This is a genomic window from Micromonospora sp. DT43, from assembly GCF_049841645.1.
GTDB lineage: Bacteria > Actinomycetota > Actinomycetes > Mycobacteriales > Micromonosporaceae > Micromonospora.
On the sequence record NZ_JBNCKR010000007.1, the window covers coordinates 17,109 to 39,739 of the forward strand.

20 protein-coding genes and 2 pseudogenes are annotated in these 22,631 nt (G+C 69.4%); 11 read left to right on the forward strand and 11 right to left on the reverse strand.

Going from position 1 to position 22,631, the window contains the following annotated elements:
- Positions 1–8 precede the first annotated feature (8 nt).
- A complete protein-coding gene (locus ACLQ26_RS18170) occupies positions 9–563 on the forward strand; it encodes a dihydrofolate reductase family protein (protein ID WP_425745528.1) in 555 nt (184 codons plus the stop codon).
- A gap of 41 nt (positions 564–604) precedes the next feature.
- Here ACLQ26_RS18170 and ACLQ26_RS18175 read toward each other — a convergent pair whose 3' ends face one another.
- Together ACLQ26_RS18175 and ACLQ26_RS18180 are read right to left on the reverse strand one after the other, a co-directional pair.
- Positions 605–3,637 (reverse strand): BTAD domain-containing putative transcriptional regulator, encoded by a 3,033-nt coding sequence (locus tag ACLQ26_RS18175; RefSeq protein ID WP_425745529.1) that lies wholly within the window; start codon positions 3,635–3,637, stop codon positions 605–607.
- Positions 3,638–3,664: 27 nt separating this feature from the next.
- Positions 3,665–4,345, reverse strand: a complete 681-nt coding sequence (locus ACLQ26_RS18180) for a hypothetical protein (RefSeq protein WP_425745530.1) — start codon at positions 4,343–4,345, stop codon at positions 3,665–3,667.
- Between the two features lie 250 nt (positions 4,346–4,595).
- Here ACLQ26_RS18180 and ACLQ26_RS18185 point away from each other — a divergent pair, with 250 nt between their 5' ends.
- Positions 4,596–5,351, forward strand: a complete 756-nt coding sequence (locus tag ACLQ26_RS18185; RefSeq protein WP_425745531.1) for an alpha/beta fold hydrolase — start codon at positions 4,596–4,598, stop codon at positions 5,349–5,351.
- Positions 5,352–5,382: 31 nt separating this feature from the next.
- On the opposite strand, the gene ACLQ26_RS18190 is transcribed toward ACLQ26_RS18185, so the two are convergent.
- The 3 genes and pseudogenes from ACLQ26_RS18190 to ACLQ26_RS18200 form a co-directional block, all read right to left on the reverse strand.
- The gene (locus ACLQ26_RS18190) at positions 5,383–6,024 is read right to left on the reverse strand and encodes a GNAT family N-acetyltransferase (protein ID WP_425745532.1); all 642 of its coding nucleotides are present in this window, start codon (positions 6,022–6,024) and stop codon (positions 5,383–5,385) included.
- Positions 6,025–6,187: 163 nt separating this feature from the next.
- Positions 6,188–6,643: a hypothetical protein gene (locus ACLQ26_RS18195; protein ID WP_425745533.1), complete on the reverse strand. Its 456-nt coding sequence runs from the start codon at positions 6,641–6,643 to the stop codon at positions 6,188–6,190.
- A 93-nt stretch (positions 6,644–6,736) separates the two neighbouring features.
- A pseudogene (locus ACLQ26_RS18200) lies at positions 6,737–7,132 on the reverse strand (GNAT family N-acetyltransferase); the annotation flags it as partial.
- Between the two features lie 363 nt (positions 7,133–7,495).
- Between ACLQ26_RS18200 and ACLQ26_RS18205 the strand changes: the two are divergent.
- From ACLQ26_RS18205 to ACLQ26_RS18230, 6 genes are all read left to right on the forward strand, one after another.
- Entirely contained in the window at positions 7,496–8,092 is a 597-nt protein-coding gene (locus tag ACLQ26_RS18205) for an HD domain-containing protein (RefSeq protein WP_425745820.1), read from the forward strand.
- A 133-nt stretch (positions 8,093–8,225) separates the two neighbouring features.
- Complete coding sequence (locus ACLQ26_RS18210; RefSeq protein WP_425745534.1) at positions 8,226–9,293, forward strand: hypothetical protein; 1,068 nt, start codon at positions 8,226–8,228, stop codon at positions 9,291–9,293.
- Between the two features lie 357 nt (positions 9,294–9,650).
- Complete coding sequence (locus ACLQ26_RS18215) at positions 9,651–11,504, forward strand: adenylyl cyclase (RefSeq protein WP_425745535.1); 1,854 nt, start codon at positions 9,651–9,653, stop codon at positions 11,502–11,504.
- A 175-nt stretch (positions 11,505–11,679) separates the two neighbouring features.
- Positions 11,680–14,067, forward strand: a complete 2,388-nt coding sequence (locus tag ACLQ26_RS18220) for a discoidin domain-containing protein (RefSeq protein WP_425745536.1) — start codon at positions 11,680–11,682, stop codon at positions 14,065–14,067.
- A 115-nt stretch (positions 14,068–14,182) separates the two neighbouring features.
- The gene (locus tag ACLQ26_RS18225) at positions 14,183–14,845 is read left to right on the forward strand and encodes a tetratricopeptide repeat protein (RefSeq protein ID WP_425745537.1); all 663 of its coding nucleotides are present in this window, start codon (positions 14,183–14,185) and stop codon (positions 14,843–14,845) included.
- Positions 14,846–14,861: 16 nt separating this feature from the next.
- Positions 14,862–15,287 carry an NUDIX hydrolase gene (locus tag ACLQ26_RS18230; protein WP_425745538.1) on the forward strand — a complete coding sequence of 142 codons (426 nt, stop codon included), beginning with the start codon at positions 14,862–14,864 and terminating at the stop codon, positions 15,285–15,287.
- A 213-nt stretch (positions 15,288–15,500) separates the two neighbouring features.
- Here ACLQ26_RS18230 and ACLQ26_RS18235 read toward each other — a convergent pair.
- Both ACLQ26_RS18235 and ACLQ26_RS18240 read right to left on the reverse strand, forming a co-directional pair.
- A pseudogene (locus ACLQ26_RS18235) lies at positions 15,501–15,860 on the reverse strand (IS701 family transposase); the annotation flags it as partial.
- A 349-nt stretch (positions 15,861–16,209) separates the two neighbouring features.
- Positions 16,210–16,566 carry an epoxide hydrolase N-terminal domain-containing protein gene (locus tag ACLQ26_RS18240; RefSeq protein ID WP_425745539.1) on the reverse strand — a complete coding sequence of 119 codons (357 nt, stop codon included), beginning with the start codon at positions 16,564–16,566 and terminating at the stop codon, positions 16,210–16,212.
- Positions 16,567–16,953: 387 nt separating this feature from the next.
- Between ACLQ26_RS18240 and ACLQ26_RS18245 the strand changes: the two genes are divergently transcribed.
- Complete coding sequence (locus ACLQ26_RS18245) at positions 16,954–17,610, forward strand: hypothetical protein (protein WP_425745540.1); 657 nt, start codon at positions 16,954–16,956, stop codon at positions 17,608–17,610.
- Between the two features lie 281 nt (positions 17,611–17,891).
- A complete protein-coding gene (locus tag ACLQ26_RS18250; RefSeq protein WP_425745541.1) occupies positions 17,892–19,106 on the forward strand; it encodes a sialidase family protein in 1,215 nt (404 codons plus the stop codon).
- A 522-nt stretch (positions 19,107–19,628) separates the two neighbouring features.
- On the opposite strand, the gene ACLQ26_RS18255 is transcribed toward ACLQ26_RS18250, so the two are convergent.
- Both ACLQ26_RS18255 and ACLQ26_RS18260 read right to left on the reverse strand, forming a co-directional pair.
- Positions 19,629–20,000, reverse strand: a complete 372-nt coding sequence (locus tag ACLQ26_RS18255; RefSeq protein WP_425745542.1) for a hypothetical protein — start codon at positions 19,998–20,000, stop codon at positions 19,629–19,631.
- A gap of 369 nt (positions 20,001–20,369) precedes the next feature.
- Positions 20,370–20,612, reverse strand: coding sequence for an NUDIX domain-containing protein (locus ACLQ26_RS18260; RefSeq protein ID WP_425745543.1), 243 nt, complete (start codon positions 20,610–20,612; stop codon positions 20,370–20,372).
- A 53-nt stretch (positions 20,613–20,665) separates the two neighbouring features.
- On the opposite strand from ACLQ26_RS18260, the gene ACLQ26_RS18265 reads away from it, so the two are divergent.
- A complete protein-coding gene (locus ACLQ26_RS18265) occupies positions 20,666–21,220 on the forward strand; it encodes an HDIG domain-containing metalloprotein (RefSeq protein ID WP_425745544.1) in 555 nt (184 codons plus the stop codon).
- Here ACLQ26_RS18265 and ACLQ26_RS18270 read toward each other — a convergent pair.
- Positions 21,208–21,678 carry an NUDIX hydrolase gene (locus ACLQ26_RS18270; RefSeq protein ID WP_425745545.1) on the reverse strand — a complete coding sequence of 157 codons (471 nt, stop codon included), beginning with the start codon at positions 21,676–21,678 and terminating at the stop codon, positions 21,208–21,210. The two genes, ACLQ26_RS18265 and ACLQ26_RS18270, sit on opposite strands and share 13 nt — an antisense overlap.
- Positions 21,679–21,704: 26 nt before the next feature.
- Positions 21,705–22,454, reverse strand: coding sequence for a helix-turn-helix domain-containing protein (locus tag ACLQ26_RS18275; protein WP_425745546.1), 750 nt, complete (start codon positions 22,452–22,454; stop codon positions 21,705–21,707).
- Between the last annotated feature and the right edge of the window lie 177 nt (positions 22,455–22,631).

Here is a 22,631-nt window from a genome sequence, read left to right on the forward strand (position 1 = left end):
AGATTCCGATGCGCAAGCTCATCAACTCGACCTACATCACCCTCGACGGCGTCATCGAGAACCCGATGTGGACCGGCCCGTACTTCGACGAGGAGTCCATCAGCCTGGCCGGCGAGCTGACCGACGGGGCGGACGCGATGCTGATGGGTCGGGCCACCTACGACGGCATGTCCGTCGCCTGGCCGCAGCAGGACGAGAGCGACCCGACGACCGGGGCTGCCTACTTCAACAACGTCAAGAAGTACGTCGCCTCGACCACCCTCACCAACCCCACCTGGAACAACACGGAGGTGCTCCAGGGCGACCTGGTCGAGGCGGTCACGGCGCTCAAGGCCCAGGACGGCAAGAACATCATCCAGTACGGCTTCGGCTCGGTCACCGCCCAACTGGTCACCGCGGGCCTGGTGGACGAGGTCCGCTTCTGGATCCACCCGGTGCTGCAGGGCGCGCCCAGCCTGACGGTGCCGCTGCCGGACTTCCAGACGTCGTTCGACCTCGTCGACACCCGGGTGCACAAGAGTGGCGTGATCGTCGCCTCGTACCGGCCGAAGACCGCCGCCTGACCGCCTCCTCGCCGCCGCCCCGCCGTCGCCTGACCGTCGCCTCAGAGCTGAGCCCGGGCCTCGCCCGGGCTCAGCTTCGTGCCCTCGGTGACGAGCGCGTCGAAGCGCTCCGGCCCGAGGGCGGCCCGCACGCGTCCGGTCACCCGGTCGACCTCGTCGCGTTCGCTCGGGGAGGCCGGGGCCTCCAGGGCCATCCGGGCTGCCGCCGCCACGCCGAGCAACCGGGCGGCTGCCTCCGGCGAGCGAACCGCCGACGCCATCCCCTCCACCGCGGCGACCCCGTCGCGGGGCGAGGCCATCGCCTCGGCGGCCTCGTACGCCTCGACGTGCAGGGCGAGCGCGACGTCGGGGTCGCCGCCCTGCTCGACGGCGTACCCCAGCTCCACCAGGACCATCGGCAGGTAGAGCGCGGGCCGCGTCTCGGCGCGCCCCCGCTCGGCGAGGTGGCTGAGGTGGGTGACGGCGAGGTCGAGCTTGCCGTCGCGGCGGGCGGCGAACCCGAGGCTCGTCTCGGCGAAGACCAGCGCGCCCGGCGCGTCCTGCTCGACCGCCAGCCGGTACGCGCGCTCGGCCAACTCACGCCCCTGCGGGTAGTCACGGGTCTGCACCGCCAGCCAGGCCAGCCAGGACAGTTCGGTGCCGACCTGCGGCCACAGCTCCAACTCCTCGGCCCAGCGCAGTCCCTCGCGGTGCAGCTCGACGGCGCGTTGGTGCTCGCCGCGCATCTCGGCCAGCCCACCCACCCACTCGCTGGCCTGGAGCCGCCCCCACCTGTCACCGAGGTCGGCGAACAGCGCGGCGCTGCGCGTCGAGGCGTACTCCAGGGCGCTCTGGTCGCCGGCGGCGTGCGCGAGCATGGCCCGGGAGGCGAGCACCGCCGCCTCGGTCCACGCGTCGGCCGGAGCGCGGGGCAGCAACTCCGCGGCCAGGGTCAGCTCGCTGTGCGTGATGACCGCGTTCGCCGCGAACCAGGCGCCTCGTCCGTCCGGGTCGTGGGCCAGTGCGGCACGAATGTCCTCCGGCGCGACCGCCTCGCCGCGTAGCAGCGCGAACCCGACCCGCCACGGGGTCGCGCGGGACTCCTGCGGCGGGTCGCCCGCCACGGCGAGGGCCCGTCGCGCCTCGGTGAGCCGGCCGCGCAGATACCAGTACCAGCTCAGCGCGACGGCCAGCCGCAGCCCGCCGCCGTGGGCCAGCGCGGCGCGCAGGTTCGCCGTCTCGGCGTCCAGCAGCGCCAGCCAGCGCCGCTGGTCGGCACCGCGCAACTGCGGGTCGGCGCGTTCGGCCAGGTCCGTGTAGTAGGCGGCGTGCCGCGTCCGGACGGCGTCGGCGTCGGCGAGGCGGTCCAGGCAGAACGCGGCTACCGATTCGAGCAGCCGGTAGCGCGGACCGGCCGGGGAGTCGTCAAGCACCACAAGCGACCGGTCCACCAGCCGGGCGAGGGCGTCCAGGTCGGCCTGGCAGACCTGTTCGGCTGCCTCCGGCGTGCAGCCGTCGCGGAACACCGCGAGCCGGGCGAGCACCTCCCGGTCGGCCTCGTCCAGCAGGTCCCAACTCCAACCGATCACCGCGGTCAGCGTCCGCTGTCGCGACGGCACGTCGCGCTGGGACGTGGTGAGCAGCCGGAACCGGTCGTCGAGCCGATCCACGACACCTCGCAGGCCCAACGCGCGGACCCGGGTCGCGGCCAGCTCCAACGCCAGCGGCAGGCCGTCCAGGCGACGGCAGAGCTGGGCGACCGCCGGCGCGGTGTGCTCGTCGAGGCGGAAACCGCGGTGCTGGGCGGCGGCGCGGGCGGCGAACAACCGGGCCGCCGCCGAGCGCCGGACCGCGTCCGGGTCGCTGTCCTGGGGCAGCGACAACGGGGGTACCTCCCAGAGCAGTTCCCCGGTCAGGCCGAGTGACTCGCGGCTGGTGGCCAGCACGCGTACCCCGGGCGCGTCGCGCAGCAGCCGGGCCACCAGCGCGGCGACCGGCTCGATGACGTGTTCGCAGTTGTCCAGTACGAGCAGCAGGTGTCGCTGCCGCAGCGCCGCGACGAGTCGGTCGGTGGCCGACAGGCTCGTGCCGGCGGCCTCGCGGGCGTCCAGCGCGCCGAGCACCTGCTCGGCGACGCCCGGGTCGCCGGCGGGCAGCGCTGCCAGTTCGACAAGCAGGACGCCGTCGGGAAGGGACTGGGTGCGGGCGGTCTCGGTGGCCAGCCGGGTCTTGCCGACGCCGCCCGGCCCGATCAGCGTGACCAGGCGCTGCGCGGGCAGCAGGGCCCGCAGCTCGGTGAGCGCCTCGGCTCGGCCGACCAGCTCGTCGAGCTGGGCGGGCAGGCTGTTGCGGATGATCGCGGCCTTCGGCGGCGCGCTCAGGCCGGCGTCCTGTTCGAGGATCCGGCGGTGCAGGGCGACCAGTTCGGGGCCGGGGTCGAGGCCCAGCTCGTCGGCGAGCCGGTCCCGCAGGTCGGCGTAGCTGTCCAGGGCCTCGGACTGACGACCGGCCGCGTACAGCGCGCGGAGCTGCACCGCCCGCAGGCCCTCGCGCAGCGGGTGCCGGGCGACCAACTCGGCCAGGTCGGCCGCGACGAGGTCGTGTTCGCCCCGGGCCACCCGGGCCTCCGCCAGCCGCTCCTGCACGGCGAGACGCTGCTCGGCGAGGCGGGTGGCCTCCGCACGGACGAACTCGGCGTCGGCCACGTCCGCGTACGCCTCACCCCGCCACAACGCGAGGGCCTCGCTCAACCTGTCGACGTCGGTGTGCCGGGCCAGCTCGGCGAACCGGTCGGCGTCGACAGTGCCGGCCCGCAGCAGGTAGCCGGGAGCGCGGGACTCGACGAGGTCCCGCGCGCCCGGCTCGGCGTCGTTGAGCGCCTTGCGCAACTGAGACACCCGCACCTGGAGGGCGCCGGAGGGGTTGGCGGGGGAGTCGTCGCCCCACAGGTCGTCGATGAGCCGGTCGGCGGAGACGACCTGGTTGCGGTTGGTCAGCAGGTCGGCCAGGAGGGCGCGGACCTTCGTGCCGGGCACCACCACCGGCTCGCCGGCGTCCGTGGTGACGGCGAGCGGCCCGAGCACCCCGAACTGCACGGCCGTCATCCTAGTGCGGCTGGAGTGCTAATCCCCTCCTCCTCCTCCGTCTCCTCCTCCATTGCCCTCCAGGCAGTCCTCGATGCACTGGGTGTACTCCTTGTTCGCTTTCGTCATTGCCACGATCATGATTATCAGCATGACCGCAGCGCAGGCGAGGACCAGCGGCGGGAATACCAGGACCGCACAGGCCATCATCCGCTGAACGGCAGCGATCTGCGCGGCGAACAGCTTCATCATGAACGTCAGAAGACATGCGTTCTTGCACGCGCTGGCTTGATCGTCGGCGGCGACGCCGTCGGTGGTCGCGCGCTTGAGTGCATTCATGAACGCCTCGTCACGCCGCATCGCGTCGAAGATCAGCATGTTTTTCGCGTGATCGTCCATTGATGTCAGCTCCGGGAACGCCTCGATCAGCGCCAACCCGTGGGTGAGAGCTCTGTGCATGATGTCGTTGATGTCGGTCGGGGTGAGCCCGGCCAAATGGGCCAGTTTCGCCAGTTCGGCTTCGGAAATCTCCGAACGTTGCCGAGCCAGGGCGCGCAACCGCCGCGCCAGGGCCTCTGCCTCGGCCTGTTGAACGCCTAGCTGATCGGCGGTCAGGTGGCGGACCGCCGCGGTGTGTGCGGGCAGAACCATCAGGCCAACCGACAGCAGTCCCTGAAAAGCTGCGCTCCCGGACAGGTCGCTTGCATTAGGTGTGGGCATCTTCGACTCCTTGTGTAATCGAGGGGTGGCCGCCGGACGACATCCAGGCAAGCATCAACCAATATCAATAGTTACGCCATTGCCCCGTCGGAAGAGCGACTCATCCCCGAGAGAGTTCGCGTCCCACGGGCAAGCAAGAACGACCGCCTCAATGTCGATGGTCAACCACAATTTCGTACGGTGGCATTCGTGCTGGCCTCGGAAAGGAGATCGAAAGCAGACCGTAAGCGCGCCGGCGCACCGTGTGGGCATGGAGATCTATCACGAGACACATGGCAGTGACGAGGGCCGGCCGCTGGTGCTCATCCACGGCGCGCTCTCCGGCATCGGCACCTCATTCGGCACGATCCTGCCGAACCTGGCGAAGTCCCGGCGGGTCATCGCCGTGGAGTTGCAGGCGCACGGCCACACCCCGGACGCCGACCGGCCGTTGACCGTGGAGCACTTCGCCGCCGACGTGGTCGAGCTGCTCGACCGCCTCGATGTCGAGCGGGCGGACGTGTACGGCTGGAGCATGGGCGCGGCGGTGGCGCTGCGCCTGGGCACCGAACACGCCGACCGGGTCGGGCGGCTGGTCCTCGCCTCGGTGAGCTTCGAGGACGCCGGCCTGCACCCCGGGCTGCTCGACGGGATCCAGGATCTGCAACCGGAGCACCTGCACGGCTCGGAGTTCCACGAGGAGTACCTGCGGACCGCGCCGGACCCGGCGGGCTGGGCCAACCTGGTCACCAAGATGAAGGTGCTGGACGCGAACCTGCCGCGCTGGACGCCCGAGCAGATCCGGGCCCTGGCCGCGCCCACCATGATCGTGCTGGCCGACTCGGACATCGTCCAGCCCGAGCACGCGGTGCTGATGTTCCGGCTGCTCGGCGGCGCGGTGCCCGGCGACCTGACCGGTCTGCCGGCCTGCCGGCTGGCCATCCTCCCGGGCACCACCCACACCACGATTCCGCAGCGCGCCGACTGGCTGGCCCCGATGATCGACGAGTTCCTGAGCGACGGGTGAGGCCCGCCGCAGGCGGTGGGGGCCGGAGTGGCTACTTCGCCAGGAGCAGCGCTTCGGCGCCCACCGGTCGAAAACCGGCCGCCTGGAAGGCCCGCACGCTGCGTGCGTTGCCGGCGGCCTGCTGCGCCCAGACCGGCTGACCCTCGGGCACGAGATGCCGGGCGGCGGTCGCCAGCGCCCGGCCCAGGCCCCGGTGGCGCACGTCCTCGTCGACCTCGATCGCGGCCTCCCAGCGACCCGCCACGCCACGGCCGAGGACGACCACGCCGCCCTCGGCCGCCCAGACGCGGACGTCGTCACGGCGTTTGCGCGCTCGGGCCTCGCGGGGATGCTCGGCGTCGGTCAGCTCGCGCAGCGCGAGCGGGGGAGCGCCAGCGAGTGGTGAGGCGACGGTCAGCAGGTCGATCGTGTCCGTCGACCGGCCGGTGCGATCGAGCAGCGCGCCCAGGAAGCGCGGATTCATCGTGGCCGCCAGACCGTCGCAGTCGAGGGCGGCCAGGGTGTCGCGGACCCAGTCGGGGTCCTCGTCGGTGAACACCACGGAGTGGGCGGTGAACGCGATGACCCCGGCGTCTCGACGGCTGTGCTGCGCCACGATCGTGGTCCCGCCGTCCGGGGGCGGGAAGTGCCCGCGTGCTGCCGCGTCCAGGACGTCGGCCAACGTGCCACCCACGATCGTCGCCTCCCCGTTGCGCGCCAGCGTCCATTCTCACCGGTCCGAGGTGAGGTTCGCCGCCCCGTGGTCATGCCGGCGAGAGATCCGCTCCAGGTCGGCGATGTGGGGGCCGGGCGCCGAGATGCGCCCATGTCGGCCATGTGGACCGCGGCCCTGCACGTCAGGAGTGTTCTGATCTGCGCCGGACCGCCGCAAGCATTCGGCGTACGCCGAGCACGTGGCCACCCGAGGTCAGCAGGATCTGTCGGTAGAGGCGGCCGGTCAGGCCGGGGAAGACGGCTCTCGTCTCGGCCCGCAGCCGGGACCGGCCCGGACCGTGCGCGTCCAGGCGGAAGATCAGCGCGTAGGTCGAGAACCGATGGCTGCCCCGCAACGCCAACTCCTGACCGGGGAGCGCGGTCACCACGTGGAAGCCGGGGAATGTCGAGCCCTCGACGAGCGGTCGGGGCCCCGACGCGGCCCGGTCGGCGGCACCCACCAGGCGGGCGTACCCACCCACGCCGGGCCGCGAGAAGGTCCGCTCGACGACGTCGGTGAGGTGCGGCCAGACCTGGTCGGTCTCCGCCGCGATGGGCGTGGCATGTTCGTCCAGGTGGGGCAGCAGGTCGATCTGCATCGGCGCCTCCCCGCGTCACCGTCCATCCTCACCCGCCGGTCCGAAGTTCGCTGTCCCCGGTCAATGCGGAAGGTCGATTTACCGCCGGAGTGGCTACTTCGCCAGGAGCAGCGCTTCGGCGCCCACCGGTCGAAAACCGGCCGCCTGGAAGGCCCGCACGCTGCGTGCGTTGCCGGCGGCCTGCTGCGCCCAGACCGGCTGACCCTCGGGCACGAGATGCCGGGCGGCGGTCGCCAGCGCCCGGCCCAGGCCCCGGTGGCGCACGTCCTCGTCGACCTCGATCGCGGCCTCCCAGCGACCCGCCACGCCACGGCCGAGGACGACCACGCCGCCCTCGGCCGCCCAGACGCGCACGTCGTCACGGCGTTTGCGTGCCCTGGCCCCGCGGGGATGCTCGGCGTCGGTCAGCTCGCGCAGCGCGAGCGGGGGAGCGCCAGCGAGTGGTGAGGCGACGGTCAGCAGGTCGATCGTGTCCGTCGACCGGCCGGTGCTCGCCGCCCCACGGTCGACCCGCACCCGCCTCGGTGCCGCGGTGGTGGAGCCAGGCGCTGGGCCGGTCGCGGGCACGGCAGGGACCGGCGGCGGGCATGGGACAGCTGGCGCTGCAGGCTGTCGCTAGGGTTGGTGATTCGGTCGGCGCTGTCGCGCCGATGGCTGTCAGGAGAGCATGTGGCCATCCGGGTGGCGAGTGCGATGCCGGGCGATTCCTCGTACCCGGTGGAGGCCTGGTGCTGGTGACGTCGTTCTATCGGCCGCTCGGGGACCGGGACGAACCCACCGTGGCCGCTGCGGGTCTGCCGGCTACTGGTGGCGACCGTTGGGGGAGGTAGCCGCTTGACGACCGAGCATCGGATGCTGCTTCCCACCGACGAGCAGATCCGGGCGCTGCATGAGCGGTACGCGCCGACCGAAGAGGCCTTCGAGCTCGTCTACACCCATTGCGAGATCATCTGCGCGGTGGCCGAGCAGCTCCTGGCCGACTACCCCCATCCCCTCAACGCCGCTCTCGTCCGTGCGGGCAGTCTCCTGCACGACATCGGCGTCTACCGCCTCTACGACGCGGCGGGACAGCTCGACCACGGGACGTATGTCCGGCACGGGATCTTGGGGCACACGTTGTTGCGTGATCTCGGGTTCCCCGAGTTGGTGAGCAGGTTCTGTTCTCATCACACCGGGGTCGGGCTTACCCGTGAAGACGTGCTGCATCAGGGCCTGCCGCTGCCAGTTCGCGACTACACGGCTGACACGCTGGAGGAGCAACTGGTGATGTACGCGGACAAGTTCCACAGCAAGACGACGCCGCCAACGTTTGTGACGGCGAGTTCCTACGCTGCCAGCGTGCGGCGGTTTGGTGACGACAAGGTTGACCGCTTCGCGGCAATGGTGGAGATGTTCGGTGAGCCGGATCTCCTGCCCCTGTCCCGCCGCTATCAGCATCCGATGGTCTGACATGTTCGGGCGTTTCTACGCGGGAGGTGCTGGCTGCCCTGGGACGTAAGTCAGCGTCGGGAGTGAACTAAAGTCACGTCGGGGTAGACGTGCGGTAGATGTGGCTGACCGGCCGAGACGCGACGATCGGGGAGTGAATACACCCAGCCTCGCAGGGCGGCGCGACCTCCTCGTACCGGTACAGGTCACCGCGATGGTGGCGCTCAGCGCGGTGAGCGCGGAGTTGTTGGCGGCGTACGGCGACAGTACTGGGGATCTGGGCCTGGCCGCGTTCTCTGTCGTCTACTTCTCCGCGCTCTACGGCGCCCCGGCGCTGCTCGCACGAGAGGTTGCCCGGCGAGCGGGTTGGGGCTGGCCGTCGCTGTTGTTGCTCTTCCTCGCTCTCGGCCTCACTCAGGCCTGCATTATCGACCAATCCATGTTCAGCGACGACTACGAGGGATACGACGGCTGGGAGGAGAGCTGGAAGGCCACCCTTGTTCAACCTCTGGGAATCAACGCCTCCAACACTCTGAACTTTCTCGTGGGCCACGTAATCTTCAGCTTCGGCGCGCCAGTCGCCCTCGCCGAGGCCTGGCGTCGCGCCCGCGCCCGCGCCCGCGCGCCGTGGCTTGGGCGACGTGGCTTGATCATCGCCGGACTTGCCTACCTCGCGGCTGCGACCCTCATCATGTTCCAGCCCGGGTCGCACGCGGCGTCGCAGACCCAGTTGGGGGTGTCGGTCGGACTGGTTGTCGGCTGCGTAGGGCTAGCTGCCCTGGTCGGCCGGCGCCATCGTCAGCGACCCGCGCCGGAGGTGCAACGCGGTCGCCGGGCGCCGACCATCGCGGTGACCTTCACGATCGCGCTGGTCCTCGCCGTGGCACGGGCGCTCGTGGCCGAGACCTGGGCGGGATTTGCGCAGGGCGTCGTCGTAACCGCCCTCGCGGCTGCCTTTGTATGGTTATCGGCACGCCGTCCAGGCTGGGGGATCCGGCACGCAGCGGCAGTCGCGCTCGCGTTCCTCGTGGCCAACGGCCTGTTGGCCTTCACCTACTTTCCCCTGCTGGGCGAGGTCTCGGCCGGCGCCAAGTACGCCCACAATGTGGTGATGCTGCTCGTCGTCCTCACCGCTGGCTGGTTCGCGCTCAGGACGGGCGGTTCGAGCTCCGCCCGACCAGCGGCCCGCCCCGCCCCAACGCCGCCCACGCCCACGGCCTGACGACGCGTCGGTCGGCCCAAGAACTCCGCCGCCTACTCCCCTTTCCGTCCCCTGTGGTCGTTGCCACGCTCAATGCCCATGCCCCTCGCCGGGGTGCTCATTTGCCACTCTTGGACTCCAGGGGGCGACGCAACACCTGAGAAGACCACCGATGATGCTGGAGATCGGACGGCCGGCATCCGGCACGATCGACGTGCCGGGCCCGACACCTCACGACGAGGTGGGCGAAGATGTCCAATCCGCCGCCCGTGACGACATGGCGTGGGGCCGGAGAACCGGGTAGAAACATCAGAGAGCGCTCTCACCGCCCCCAGCTGCGCCGGGAGCACGCCCCGGTCAGCGGAGAGGACGAACCACATGACAAGCCCGTCCCGACGTACCCTCATCCTCGCTCTTCTGGTCGCCACCACGGTCGCGACGAGCGGCACCGCCGCCACCGCCGGCCGCCCGACGCACGGCGCACCCGACTTCGGGCCGAACGTGACGATCTTCGACCCGACCATGCCGGTAGGCGAGATCCAGCAGACCCTCGACGCCGCGCACGCCCGACAGGTCGACAACGAGATGGGCACCGAGCGGCACGCCTACCTGTTCAAGCCGGGCGCGTACGGCACCGCCGAGCAGCCGTTGCAGGCCAAGGTCGGCTACTACACCGAGGTCGCCGGCCTGGGCGGCTCGCCCACCGACGTCGCCGTGAACGGCAAGCTGGAGGTCTACAACCGCTGCCTGGCCGACGGCGGCACCGGAAACTGCCTCGCGCTCGTCAACTTCTGGCGCACCCTGTCCAACCTCTCGCTCACCGTCAACGGCGCCGGGCAGGACGGCTGCCGGGCGACTGCGAACTTCTGGGCGGTGTCCCAGGCGGTCTCGATGCGCCGGCTCAACATCACCGGCGGCGGCCTGTCCCTGATGGACTACTGCACGGCCGGCCCGCAGTACGCCAGCGGCGGCTTCATCGCCGACTCGCGGCTGCCGGCCACCACCAACGGCTCCCAGCAACAGTGGCTCACCCGCAACAGCGAGGTCGCCGGGTGGTCCAACGCCGTGTGGAACCAGGTCTTCGCGGGCGTCGAGGGCGCACCTGACGACGCCACGTTCCCGGACCCGCCGTACACCACGCTCGACACCACCCCGCTGAGCCGGGAGAAGCCCTACCTGTACGTGGACGGCAAGGGCCGCTACAACGTGCGGGTGCCGGCGGCGCAGCGCGACAGCCGGGGCGTCTCCTGGGCCGACGGCATGACGCCCGGGCGGACCATCGGGATCGACGACTTCTTCGTCGCGAAGCCGTCCGACCCGGTACGGGTGATCAACAGTCAACTGGCGCGCGGCAAGAACCTGCTGCTCACCCCCGGCGTCTACGACATCGCCCGCAGCATCGAGATCCGACGGGCCGACACGGTCGTGCTCGGCATCGGCCACGCCACCCTCACCGCGGTGAACGGCGCGGTCCCGCTGGACGTCGCCGACGTGCCCGGCGTGATCGTCGCCGGCGTCACGATCGACGCCGGCACCGTCGAGTCTCCGGCCCTGCTGCGGGTGGGCCGCTCGCACGGCCACGGTCACAGCAGCCCGGCCAACCCGACCACCCTGTCCGACGTGTACTTCCGCGTCGGCGGCCCGCACGTCGGCCGGACCAACACGGCGCTGGAGGTCAACAGCGACAACGTGCTCATCGACCACACCTGGGTGTGGCGCGGCGACCATGGCGTTGAGGGCTTCACCGAGGGCGTCAACGGCGACACCGACCGCTGGCGCACCAACACCGGCCGCTACGGCGCTGTTATCAACGGCGACCACGTGACCGCGACCGGCCTGTTCGTCGAGCACTTCCAGCGGTACAACACCGTCTGGAACGGCGAGCACGGCACCACGATCCTCTACCAGAACGAGCTGCCGTACGACCCGCCGACGCAAGCCGACTGGATGAACGGCACGGTCGAGGGCTTCGCCGGCTACAGGGTCGGCGACCGGGTCCGCCACCACGACCTCTACGGCGGCGGGGTGTACGTCTTCAACCAGAACAACCCGACGATCCGCACCGAGAACGGCTTCGAGGTGCCTGTCACGCCGGGCGTGCGGCTGCACCACATCATGACCGTCAACCTCAGCGCCGGCACGATCGACCACGTGGTCAACGGCGTCGGCGACGCGGCCGACATGACGAAGGTCGGCGCTCCGGTGTTCGTCGCGCAGTACCCGACCCCGTAGTTGCTTCGAGCGTACCGACGGGGGCCGGAACCGGCGCGGTTCCGGCCCCCGTTCGCGCCCGGCTCCTGCCGGCGGCCTGCCTTGATTTTTCATCGAACAGTCGCACTCTTGCGGGGAAGCATCGACTGCTGCCACGATGGCCGTCAATGCCTTCCGTCCCGAAGGAGTGGTCCTCATGGCGGTCTCCCGCCGCAGGTTCGTCACGTCCGTGCTCGCGGGGTCCGCCCTCGCCGCCACCTCCACCACCGAACTGCTCGCCACACTGGCGACACCTGCCGCCGCCGCGAGCCCTGTCGGGGACGTGGTCGGCAAGGTGACTGTCGGCTACCAGGGCTGGTTCAGCGCGCCCGGCGACTCGGCGCCCATCGGCGGCTGGTGGCACTGGAGCCGCGACCGCTTCCAGCCGCCGTCGCCGTCGAACACCACGATCGTGTCCTGGCCGGACATGCGCGAGTACACGCGCAGCTATCCCACCGCGTACCCCAACCTCGGCAACGGATCGCCGGCCACCCTCTTCTCCTCCTACGACCAGCAGACGGTGGACACCCACTTCCGCTGGATGCAGGAGTACGGCTGTGACACCGCCGCGCTGCAACGGTTCAACCCGATGGGCGGGGAGGGGCCGACCCGCGACGCGATGACGCAGAAGGTGCGCTCGGCGGCCGAGCGCTACAACCGCAAGTTCTACATCATGTACGACGTCACCGACTGGCTGACCTTCCAGTCGGAGATCAAGACCGACTGGACGACGAAGATGGCGGCGCACACCGCGTCCAGCGCGTACGCCCGCCAGAACGGCAAGCCTGTCGTCTGCATCTGGGGGTTCGGCTTCAGCGAGTCGAGCCGACCTTTCACCCCCGGGCCCTGCCTGGAGGTCATCAACTGGTTCAAGGCGCAGGGCTGCTACGTCATCGGTGGCGTGCCCACCTGGTGGCGGCAGGGCATCGAGGACTCCCGCCCCGGCTTCCTCGACGTCTACCACGCCTTCCACGCCATCTCGCCGTGGATGGTCTACCGCGCCCGCACCGTGGAGGAACTCGACTCGTACTACAACAACGTCAACGTCGGCGACATGGCCGACTGTGCGGCGCGCGGCATCGACTACCTGCCCTGCGTGATGCCCGGCGACCTGGCCGGTGGGCACCGCAAGCACGGCGACTTCTACTGGCGGCACATCTACAACATGGTCCGGCTCGGCTCCCAGGGCCTCTACGTGTCCATGTTCGACGAGTACAACGAGGGCAACCAGATCGCCAAGACGTCCGAGACGCAGGCCACCACCCCCGCCGGCGCGAACATCCGGGCGCTCGACGAGGACGGTGTGGCCTGCTCCTCCGACTACTACCTGCGCATCACCGGCGACGGCGGCCGGATGCTCAAGGGCCAACTCGCGCTCACCGCCGTACGCCCGACGCCGCCGATGGTCGGCACCCCGCCGCCGGTCACCGGAAACCTCGCGGCCGGCAAGTCCACCTCGGCGAGCAGCCAGAACGGCTCGTTCGCGGCATCGAACGCGGTGGACTCCGACGCCGGCAGCTACTGGGAGAGCGGCGGCGGCTCGTTCCCGCACTGGTGGCAGGTCGACCTCGGCGCCAGCCACCAGGTCAACAAGCTCGTGCTGCGGCTGCCCGCCGGCTGGGGCGCGCGTACCCAGACCATCACCGTGCAGGGCAGCGTCGACGGCAGCTCCTTCTCCACAATCGCCGGGGCCTCCGCGTTCGCGTTCGACCCGGCCACCGGCAACACCGTCACGCGCACGCTGACGACCACCACGGCCCGCCACATCCGGCTGAGCATCGCCGGCAACACCGGCTGGGCGGCGGGCCAGCTCTCCCAGGTCGAGGTGTACGCCTCAAGCGGCACCACGGACAACCCACCGAGCGCCCCGAGCGGCCTCACGTCGACCGGCCGGACGTCGAGCAGTGTGTCCCTGGCCTGGACGGCGTCGACCGACGACAACGGCGTGACCGGCTACCAGGTGCGCCAGGGCGGCACGGTGGTCAGCACTGTCACGGGCACCACGGCGACCGTCAGCGGGCTCAGCGCGTCCACCTCGTACACCTTCACGGTCACCGCCCGCGACGCGGCCGGCAACACCTCGGCGGCCTCGAACGCGGTCACCGTCACCACCGACGCCCCGGCCAACTCCGACCTCGCCCGCGGCCGATCCACGAGCGAGAGCAGCCACGTCCAGAGCTACGGGTCGGGCAGCGTGGTCGACGGCGACGCGAGCAGCTACTGGGAGAGCGCCAACAACGCGTTCCCGCAGTGGGTGCAGGTCGACCTGGGTGCGACGCGCACGGTCGGGCGGGTGGTGCTGAAGCTGCCGCCGTCGTCGGCCTGGGCGACCCGCACGCAGACCCTCGCCGTGACGGGCAGCACCGACGGGAGCAGCTTCGGCACGCTTGTCTCCTCGGCGGCGCGGACCTTCGACCCGTCGACGGGCAACCAGGTGGCGCTGACGTTCAGCGCCGCGCAGACCCGCTACGTACGCATCACCGTGACCGGTAACACCGGCTGGCCGGCCGGGCAACTGGCGGCACTGGAGGTGTACGCCAGCTGACCGGTTGTGGGGCGGCCGCCGGACGCCGACCGGCGGCCGCCACCCACCCGACGAACGGGCGCACCACTAGACTGCTGACCCGGCGCGCAGTGGCGATGCAGGGACGGGGGCGGCGATGAACGCCGAAGATCGCATCGAACGGGCCAGGGTCCTCTACGAACATGCCGTGTTCAGCGGCGATGCTGGCGTGCTCGCCAACGCCGAACGGGACCTGGACGCGGTGGAGGCCGACACCGCGCTGGCCCGCGGGCGGATCCTGCATGCGCGATTCCTCAATGAACGCGCCATCAGCGGCTCGTCACCCGTCGAGGACCCGGCTGAACTGCAGTTGTTCGAGCGTGCGATCGAGCTGTACCAGGCGCTGGGCGACACGCGCGGCCAGGCCGAGGCGCTGTTCTGGATCGGCTGCCTGCATCAGGTGATCCGGCGCGACAACGAGACCGCGGTTCCGCACCTGGCACGGTCCCGCCAGATGGCGGCGCAGGTCGGCGACAAGCCGACTGAGGCCGAGGCACTTCGACACCTGGGCATCGCGGCGCACACGGCCGGTCGACTGGACGAAGCGCGCGAGCGTCTGGAGGAGTCGTCACGGCTGCGCCGAGAGGTGGGGGCACTGCCGGGCGTGGCCGCCAACATGGTCGGCCTGGCCTACATCGCCGCTGCCCAGGACCGCCATGCGGACGCGCTCGCGACACTCGACGAGGCGAACGCCATCGCCCAGGCCCATGGCGCCCATGCCATCGTGCGGCAGATCGAGCAGGCAAGAACACACATCTAAGCATTAGCCTCGACTGATGTCGTCAATCCGCCCGGTCGCCCTTGCCGTGCCACGTCGTGGTGAGGACCTGCTCGTGTTCGAGAGCCACGACTCCACGAAGGACGAAACCTTCTACCGTCCCCTGGGCGGGGGCATCGAATTCGGCGAGACGGCCGAGGCAGCCGTACGTCGCGAACTGCGCGAGGAGCTCGACGTCGAGCTCCTCGACGTACGCCTACTGGGCGTTCTGGAAAACCTCTTCCAGGGATTCGGCCGCGACGGTCATGAGATCGTCTTCGTCTACGACTGCCGGCTTGCCGACCAGTCGCTCTACGAGCGGGACACGGTCGGCGAGATACTCGACAACCCGGGCACGAAAGTCGTGTGGCGTTCCCTGAACAGCTTCACGGCAGGCAGCCCGCTCCATCCCGCCGGCCTCGCGAACATGCTTCGTGGCCGCTAGGGGTCGCCGTCCGCGACGTCTTCGTGTGGGCGGCTAGTACTGCAACGGCAGTTGGTCAGGGGTAGCCGTGTCGTCGGTAGTTGCAGGTTCGGGCTTGGTGTTGGCGTCGTCGGCGCCATCGAGACCAGGCCCAGACGCGCTCTGATGGGTAGGTTGATCGCACTATGAGTGCGGTGAGCAGTCTTCGGGTCTCCGGTATGGCGTAGCCGATCATCATGTCGCCGTCGGGGCTGGATCCCCTTCTGCGGTAAGGGATCGGGCCACGGACAGCCAGGCGTGGGCGGCCATGGACAGGGTGATGTGGGCGTACCAGGCTCGCCAGTCGCGGACCTGGTATTCGTCGAGGCCGGCTTCGTTCTCGGCCTGCTGGAAGCACTCCTCGATCGCCCAGCGTGCCCCCGCGATGCGGGCCAGGTCGACCAGGCGGGTGCGGCGGGTCCGTAGCAGACGTAGTACGCGATCTCCCCGGTCGTCATGCTGCGCCGGGCGAGTAGCCAGTGCCCCCGGCCGGGCTGCCAGCAGATCCGCACGGGGCACCCGCGGCCACCAGTACTCGCGGGGGCCGTGGGCCCCGGCGAGATCTGGGGACATCGAGGCACTCCTGAGGTGGCTGTTCGCGCGGGCCGACCTGGACTGCGACGACTGCAAAGTCGGCAAATGCCCGGCGGGCTGCGAGGTCCTCGCCGGGTGCCTGCGCTTCTACCAGGACAACGTGCTGGAGTCATACCTGATCATCAAGGGCGGCAAGGTCGGCTGGTCGGGACGGCCCGAGTTCACCATCGTCGGGCAAGATGAGGACGAGGACGACTAACGCGCCCGGTCAGTACATCTAGCGCAGTGGGCGGAGCGCCGCGCGGAGCTCGGTGGTGAAGAGTTCCGGTTCTTCAAGGGCCGCAAAATGGCCGCCCCTGTCGACCTCGTTTCAGTAGATGAGCTGGTGGTAACTGCGCTCGGCCCAGGTGCGCGGCGCGCGGTAGATCTCGCCGGGAAAGATCGGCGCGTTCTCGTGGCGGGGGCGGACGTGGATGAAGTGGATGTCGAGTCCGTCAATTTCCGTCATGAACTGTGGCATGGCGTTCAGCCTCGCTTCCACTTTTCGCCAGTCGTACTCTGTCTCCCAGTAGCGGACGAACTCCTGGAGCGTTGCCAGCGGTTCCCCCTGCGATCCGTCGTTGACCGGCTCGCGGTCGGGCCACCGGGTCATCGCCAATCGTTGTCGGAGATCGACAGCGTCGTCTTCCGGTACGTCGATGCGAAAGGGACGGACATCCTGTGACATGAATTCCGCTCCTGTGAGCTATGACGCGGCCGCGGTCCGGGCGCGCCCCGGGCCGGCAGGCCTACCTTAGGCCGGGGCGGAGTCGCGCGAGTTGAGAACACCAACCTCACCGGAACAACCAGCTTAGAGTCCCGCGTACACGTCGGCGGTGGCGAGCGCCAGCGTTTGGCCGGGTGGTACCCCCTCGCGCAACGGCAATACGCCGCGGAGCGCAGTCAGAGATACGACGCCGATGCGACGTGGACGGATGACTCCGGCGGCATGCTCGCTCCGTGGATCAACATAGCAGCGCAACACATCCGACAGCCATCGTCGTCTATCCGGCGGGGAGGCCCCGCCGTGCGTGAGACACCATTTGTGGCCTCTCGGCTGCACGCCCTGAGTGGGTTGCTGTACGTCCTGTCGTTCGCCGCCGCGATGCTCCTCCCAGGGCTAATCAGTTCACCCGGCGAGCCGCTGGTTACGCCGTACTCGTCCGACGCCGATGTCCAACAGTTCCTCAATAGCGGCTCACCCAGTGCACCGGTTGGCGCGTTCTTCCAGGCGCTGGCAGCGGTCGCACTGCTGGTGTTCACCGCGTACGTCGCCGTCACGATGCGCCGGCGGGGCGACATCGGCCGAGCCGCTGGGCTGGCGCATGCCTCCGGTGCGGTCGCCTCCGCGCTGCTGCTGTCGTCGGCGGCCGTTCAATGGATCATATCTCGTCCCAGCAGCGGATCGGATCTGCGGGTCTTCCGGTTCGCCATGGACCTCGCCTTCATGACCGGCGGTCCCTTGCACATCGTGACGCTCGGCCTCTTCGTCGGCGCCGCCTCCGCCGCCATGCTGCGGACCAGGGCGCTGCCGAGCTGGCTCGGAAGGCTGGGGATCGGCATCGCGACGCTGTGCGTACTCGCGATCTTCTCGCTGCTGGCCTCCGCGGCGTCGGTCTTCATCCCGGCCGGAAGGTTCATCGGCTTCATCTGGTTCGCCGCCGCCAGCGTCCTGCTGGCACGACGCGGCCGACTCGCACCCGATCCGGTCGACCTGGCGAGCACGCGATGAGCGGACGAGCTCCTACCGCCCTGCTCGTCACGGCCCTGTTAGTGACCATGACTCTCACGCCAGGCAGCAGTGCAGCGGGCGCGTCGGTGGCGCCATCGGAGGTATCCACGGGTCCGGCGTGGGTCTCTGGGCCGAGCCCATTCGGCGCCTGCCCTTCGGCCGCTCTTGACGATCTCCTACCCGCCGGCGCGCTCGAACCGACCGTCGCCGCCAACCCCCTGAAACGTCAGCAGCTGGTGTCGGTGTGGACACAAGACCGGTTCAGAGGACTGGTCGCTGGGGTGAGCGCCGACGGCGGCCACAGTTGGCGGCGGGTGCTGATTCCGGGGACGAGCCGATGCACGGGCGGGACCTTCGACTACGTCGATGACGTGTGGCTGTCATTCGGCCCAACCGGCATGCTGCACCTGTCGGCGCATGTGTTCGACGCACCCGAGACCACACCCAGCGGACTCATCACGGCCCGATCCCTCGACGGCGGTCTCACCTGGAGTAAACCGGTCCTCGTGGTGGCGGAGCGCGATCCGGAGGGCGGGACGTACGTCGGTGGGGCGATGGTGGCTGATCCGAAGGACCCCGCACGCGTCTACACGGTCGTACCGAAGATCATGGAACCCGACCAGGAGGGCGAGCCGTTCCGCGGAGCGGTGGTCTTCGCCGCCAGCGGTGATGCCGGACGCACCTGGCGGGCGCGGCAGATCTATGAGCCGGGGGAGAACCGGCTGACCACCGGACACCAGATCGTGGTGCTCCCCAACGGGGCCCTTGTCGGCTCCTTCACCCTGTTCGACCTCACCGGCGAGCGGCCCACCCGGCACGTTGCCGTGATGCGGTCGCAGGACCGTGGCGCCACCTGGTCACCTCCCCACCTGGTAGCCGAGATGCGGTCGGCCGGCGTCAGCGATCCGCAGTCGCCGGGGGACCAGGTCTCCAGCGGCAGCGCCGCGCTCATCGACGCGGCGGTCGATCCGGCCAGCGGGCGGATCTACCTGGTCTGGCAGGACGCCCGCTTCAGCGGCGGGCAGGCGGACGCAATCGCACTGTCCGTGTCGGACGACAGCGGGCGCCACTGGTCCACGCCGGTAAAGGTCAACCGCAGCCCGACGTACGTCCCGATCGGCAACCAACAGGCATTCACCGCATCGGTTGCAGTCGCCGCCGACCATACCGTCGCGGTCGACTACTCCGATTTCCGTAACGACGATCCCGCCGGGGCGCTATGGACCGATCGTTGGCTGGTGACCTGTCGCCCGACACGCAAGCTTGATTGCGCGACCGGGGTGGGGTTCGACACCGAGGTAAGACTCACCAACGAGTCATTCGACATGCGGCATGCCCCCTTCCTGAATGAAGTCGGCCCCCCGGGCTTTTTCCTTGGCGACTACGCCGGCCTGACCAGCGCCGGACCACACGACTTCGTCGCCACGTTCTCCCAACCCGACCCGGTGGCGTCCCCGCGCGTCGCCGCCGTACGGGTCCGGGACGCCAACCGATAGCCGCGTTGTGGCTGGCCGTGGCCGGGCGGGACCGGAAACCGGTCCGGTCCGGTCCGGCCCTATCGGTTGATGCCCGGCCCTGGCCCGATCCCTTACCGCAGAAGGGGATCCAGCCCCGACGGCGACATGATGATCGGCTACGCCATACCGGAGACCCGAAGACTGCTCACCGCACTCATAGTGCGATCAACCTACCCATCAGAGCGCGTCTGGGCCTGGTCTCGATGGCGCCGACGACGCCAACACCAAGCCCGAACCTGCAACTACCGACGACACGGCTACCCCTGACCAACTGCCGTTGCAGTACTAGGCGCGGAACCACCCGATCGCTGGCGCACCGGCGTGGTCGGGCCGCAGGTCCCAAGGATGGTCGCGGTGCCAGGCCGCAGCCGCGTCGGCATCGCCGGGGCCGCGGGCGCAAGCCGGCGTGTGCACGCACCCCGGCCCACCCACCACCGCCACGAAGTCACGGGGGTCCGCCCACTCGGCCTTGTGGAGTGGCGAAAGAGCCTGCTGTCGAGGTCAGTCTTCGCCTCGCAGGGGCATCAGCACGTCGATCCGGTCGTGGCGGCGGTAGTGCTCGATGCACGGGCGAGTGTCGTCCCGGTCGCCCGTGCGCTGCAACTGTTCGAAGGTCGGGGTGAGCAGGGCGTAGACAGCAGGTTGCGGTCCACGCACGGTCGCGCTCAGGTATCGGCCGCCCGGAACGACGCCCGTTCGTAGGCCGAGGTGGTCGGGGACGTCACCGGCTCGAATCTGCACGCAGCAGCGGTAGATGCCGCTGTCGTCGAACACACCGAGGAATGTGCGCCCGCGCATCGATCCCAGCACCGTCTCCAGATGGTCCCAGGCCGGCCCGATCTCATCGGAGCCGTCTCTCGCTTCGATGAACATGACAGGCGCCTCGGTGCGCTCGACTCGCCTGAGCGGTAGGTGCATCCTCGGGCCTCCTCCCGTCACGTGGTCCGCGTCGGAGACAAGCTACTCGCGGCCTCTGACACTGTCTGGCCCGCGAACCCGGTCCGGCTGCACTGTTGAGCCGCCGGCGAGGTACACCGGCGCCTGGCGGTCACGGGCACTCGTCGCCGCACGGATTCGTGTGGCGACGTTGGCGGGAAGACGCTGCTCAGCCTCTCGGCGGGTGAAGAAGGCGATGTCCTCCAACTCCTGCCTCGGCAACGTGACGCCGTCAAGACTGGCGAGGGACCCGCAGTCGAACGTGAAGCTGATGATCGCGCGTGGCCGCTGCCCAGCGGGCGGTGCCTAGTCGACTACGAGAAGATCGCCCACCGTCACCGAGATCCCCAACTCCTCCCGGATCTCCCGGGCGCAGGCATCGTGGGGATATTCACCCTCGTCCAGGTAACCGCCGGGGAAGGCCCAGTGGTCGCGATAGGTGGGTTTGACGAGCAGCACGTTGCCGGCCGGGTCGGTGATGAAAGCGGCGGCTGCGGCGTAGAAGGACGCCAGATTGGCGTACCACGTGGCGGGCTCCGTCCAGGTCACCTCGATGACGCTAGCGGGCAGGTTCAGGTGGGCCGGGGCTCTAGAATTCGCGCGTGGGCCCGTCCTCCGAGCTAGCCGCAGCAACCTCGCAGCGTCATCTGCAGAATGTCCTACCCCGCCGCTGGCTGCACGTGCAGGCTGTGGCGGCCAAGGCGGAGAGACTTGCGTACCTGGTCGGAGACGACGCGGACGTGCTGACGGCTGCTGCGTGGCTGCACGACATCGGGTATGCCCCAGATGTCGCCGATACAGGTTTCCACGCGCTGGACGGCGCACGATGGCTTCGGCGGCGGGGATTTGCAGATCGGATCGCGGCTCTGGTTGCCCACCACTCCTGCGCTGTCCACGAAGCAGACGAGCGGGGTCTGGGACAGGCGCTGGCCAACGAGTTCCCGCGCGAGGAAACGGCGACTTCGGATGCGCTCTGGTACGCGGACATGACGACTGGCCCAGACGGTCAGGACCTCACCGTCGACGAGAGGCTGACGGAGATCCGGCAGCGCTACGGGCCGGACGACGTCGTGACGCGGTTCTGGGAGAGAGCTGAGCCGATGCTCCGACACGCCATAAGCAGGACTCAGCATCGGCTGTCAGCTCAGCCGATGTAGGGGGCAGGACGCCGCTGAAATCCGTGGTCGACCCTGAGCCGCATCGACGGGTGGATTGCAAGCTGGTCCAGTTGGTGACGGGCCACCCAAACCACTGACGAGGACTCCTCGCTGGTCTTCGGCTCGCCAGAGAGGTAGAGAGCCCGAAAACAGACCGAGAACTGCTGCCGTACCTCGCCGTCGCTGTACTCCACCACGTGCCTGGGGTCGGAGTAGATCCCGACCATCTCGGTCACCTCGACCTCGATGCCGGTCTCCTCTCGCGTCTCCCGCACGGCTGTCTCGGCGATGTACTCGCCGACGTCCTGAGCACCGCCCGGCAGTGCCCAGAGGCCGTTGTCGGTGCGCTGGATGAGCAGCACCCGCCCCTGCTCGTCCTGTACGAAGACGGTCACGGCGACGACAATGCTGTTCGCCTTCGGCGCGTTCGCGCTGTTGAAGTGCTCGATCCGGGCCATGCCTTCAGCCTTTCTCGGTTGGCGACTCAGTGCTCAGGCCAGACGGCACGCTTCTTGCCGAGGACTCGGTTGAAGCTGGCGACGTAGCTGTCGAACAAGTCTCCTCCACCGAGGCGCCGCAGGTGCAGCACAGGCGCATACGCGGCCGGCGTGCCGTAGAGGTGGGTGTTGACCAGCATCTCGTCATCGAAGCGGTAGATGGAGTTGTAGAGGATGGTGTCGTGGTAGTAGATCCCGACGTTGTCCAGATCCCGTAGGTCCTTGTAGAAGGCCAACGCGTTCAGGATCTTGTTCGACATGGCGGGGCCGATGCCCTCGGCGTGCCCCCGTTCGGCGATGTGCTCGCCGTCCGGGTCGCCGAACAGCAACTCCACCTGCGCTCCGGCCAACGCCTTCTCGCGAAGCGTCGGGATCCAGCGGTGGTTGAACTCCGGCAGGAACAACCCTCCGTAGACCAGGACGCCGACCTGTCGGGTGGCCTGCTCAAGGAGATGCTGCCAGAGGTCGGTGGGGACGGCTCCGCGGCGCGGGTAGATGTGGACCAGCTCCGACTGGCTGATCTGCACGGCTCGCTGCGACGGAAGCGCGTCCGGCCAGAGGTACGACTCATTCTCGTTCAGCAGCTCGGCGATGGAGTGTCGATAGCGCGGGTACGGATTGCGAGTCTGCGTCACCCACCGCTCGACGGTCTTCGGGTCGACACCGAGCTTCTCGGCCAGCACCGATGCGGTCAGGCCCTTCTTGAGCATCCCGTTGCGAAGACGGTCGTTTGGCATCTCGTCTCCTGCTCACCGAGGCTTGGGGACGGATCGGGGACGACTCACCCTAACAAGGACGTCCCCACTCGTCCGTGACTCGCGGTGAAGTTGTCACTACCAATCGGCGGAGCCTGGGTCCACAAACCTGTCGTCCAGTCAGGACAAGGGTGGCCTGGCCAGAGTTCGACGCACGCC

What these genes read in the sequence shown, in the direction of transcription:
- ACLQ26_RS18270 (WP_425745545.1), bottom strand. Translation starts at nt 21,678, where the DNA reads ATGGCCCGGATCGAGCACTTCAACAGCGCGAACGCGCCGAAGGCGAAC.
- ACLQ26_RS18205 (WP_425745820.1), top strand. Translation starts at nt 7,496, where the DNA reads ATGCTGCTTCCCACCGACGAGCAGATCCGGGCGCTGCATGAGCGGTAC.
- ACLQ26_RS18220 (WP_425745536.1), top strand. Translation starts at nt 11,680, where the DNA reads ATGGCGGTCTCCCGCCGCAGGTTCGTCACGTCCGTGCTCGCGGGGTCC.
- ACLQ26_RS18185 (WP_425745531.1), top strand. Translation starts at nt 4,596, where the DNA reads ATGGAGATCTATCACGAGACACATGGCAGTGACGAGGGCCGGCCGCTG.
- ACLQ26_RS18195 (WP_425745533.1), bottom strand. Translation starts at nt 6,643, where the DNA reads ATGCAGATCGACCTGCTGCCCCACCTGGACGAACATGCCACGCCCATC.
- ACLQ26_RS18215 (WP_425745535.1), top strand. Translation starts at nt 9,651, where the DNA reads ATGACAAGCCCGTCCCGACGTACCCTCATCCTCGCTCTTCTGGTCGCC.
- ACLQ26_RS18180 (WP_425745530.1), bottom strand. Translation starts at nt 4,345, where the DNA reads ATGCCCACACCTAATGCAAGCGACCTGTCCGGGAGCGCAGCTTTTCAG.
- ACLQ26_RS18255 (WP_425745542.1), bottom strand. Translation starts at nt 20,000, where the DNA reads ATGTTCATCGAAGCGAGAGACGGCTCCGATGAGATCGGGCCGGCCTGG.
- ACLQ26_RS18170 (WP_425745528.1), top strand. Translation starts at nt 9, where the DNA reads ATGCGCAAGCTCATCAACTCGACCTACATCACCCTCGACGGCGTCATC.
- ACLQ26_RS18225 (WP_425745537.1), top strand. Translation starts at nt 14,183, where the DNA reads ATGAACGCCGAAGATCGCATCGAACGGGCCAGGGTCCTCTACGAACAT.
- ACLQ26_RS18230 (WP_425745538.1), top strand. Translation starts at nt 14,862, where the DNA reads ATGTCGTCAATCCGCCCGGTCGCCCTTGCCGTGCCACGTCGTGGTGAG.
- ACLQ26_RS18275 (WP_425745546.1), bottom strand. Translation starts at nt 22,454, where the DNA reads ATGCCAAACGACCGTCTTCGCAACGGGATGCTCAAGAAGGGCCTGACC.
- ACLQ26_RS18240 (WP_425745539.1), bottom strand. Translation starts at nt 16,566, where the DNA reads ATGTCACAGGATGTCCGTCCCTTTCGCATCGACGTACCGGAAGACGAC.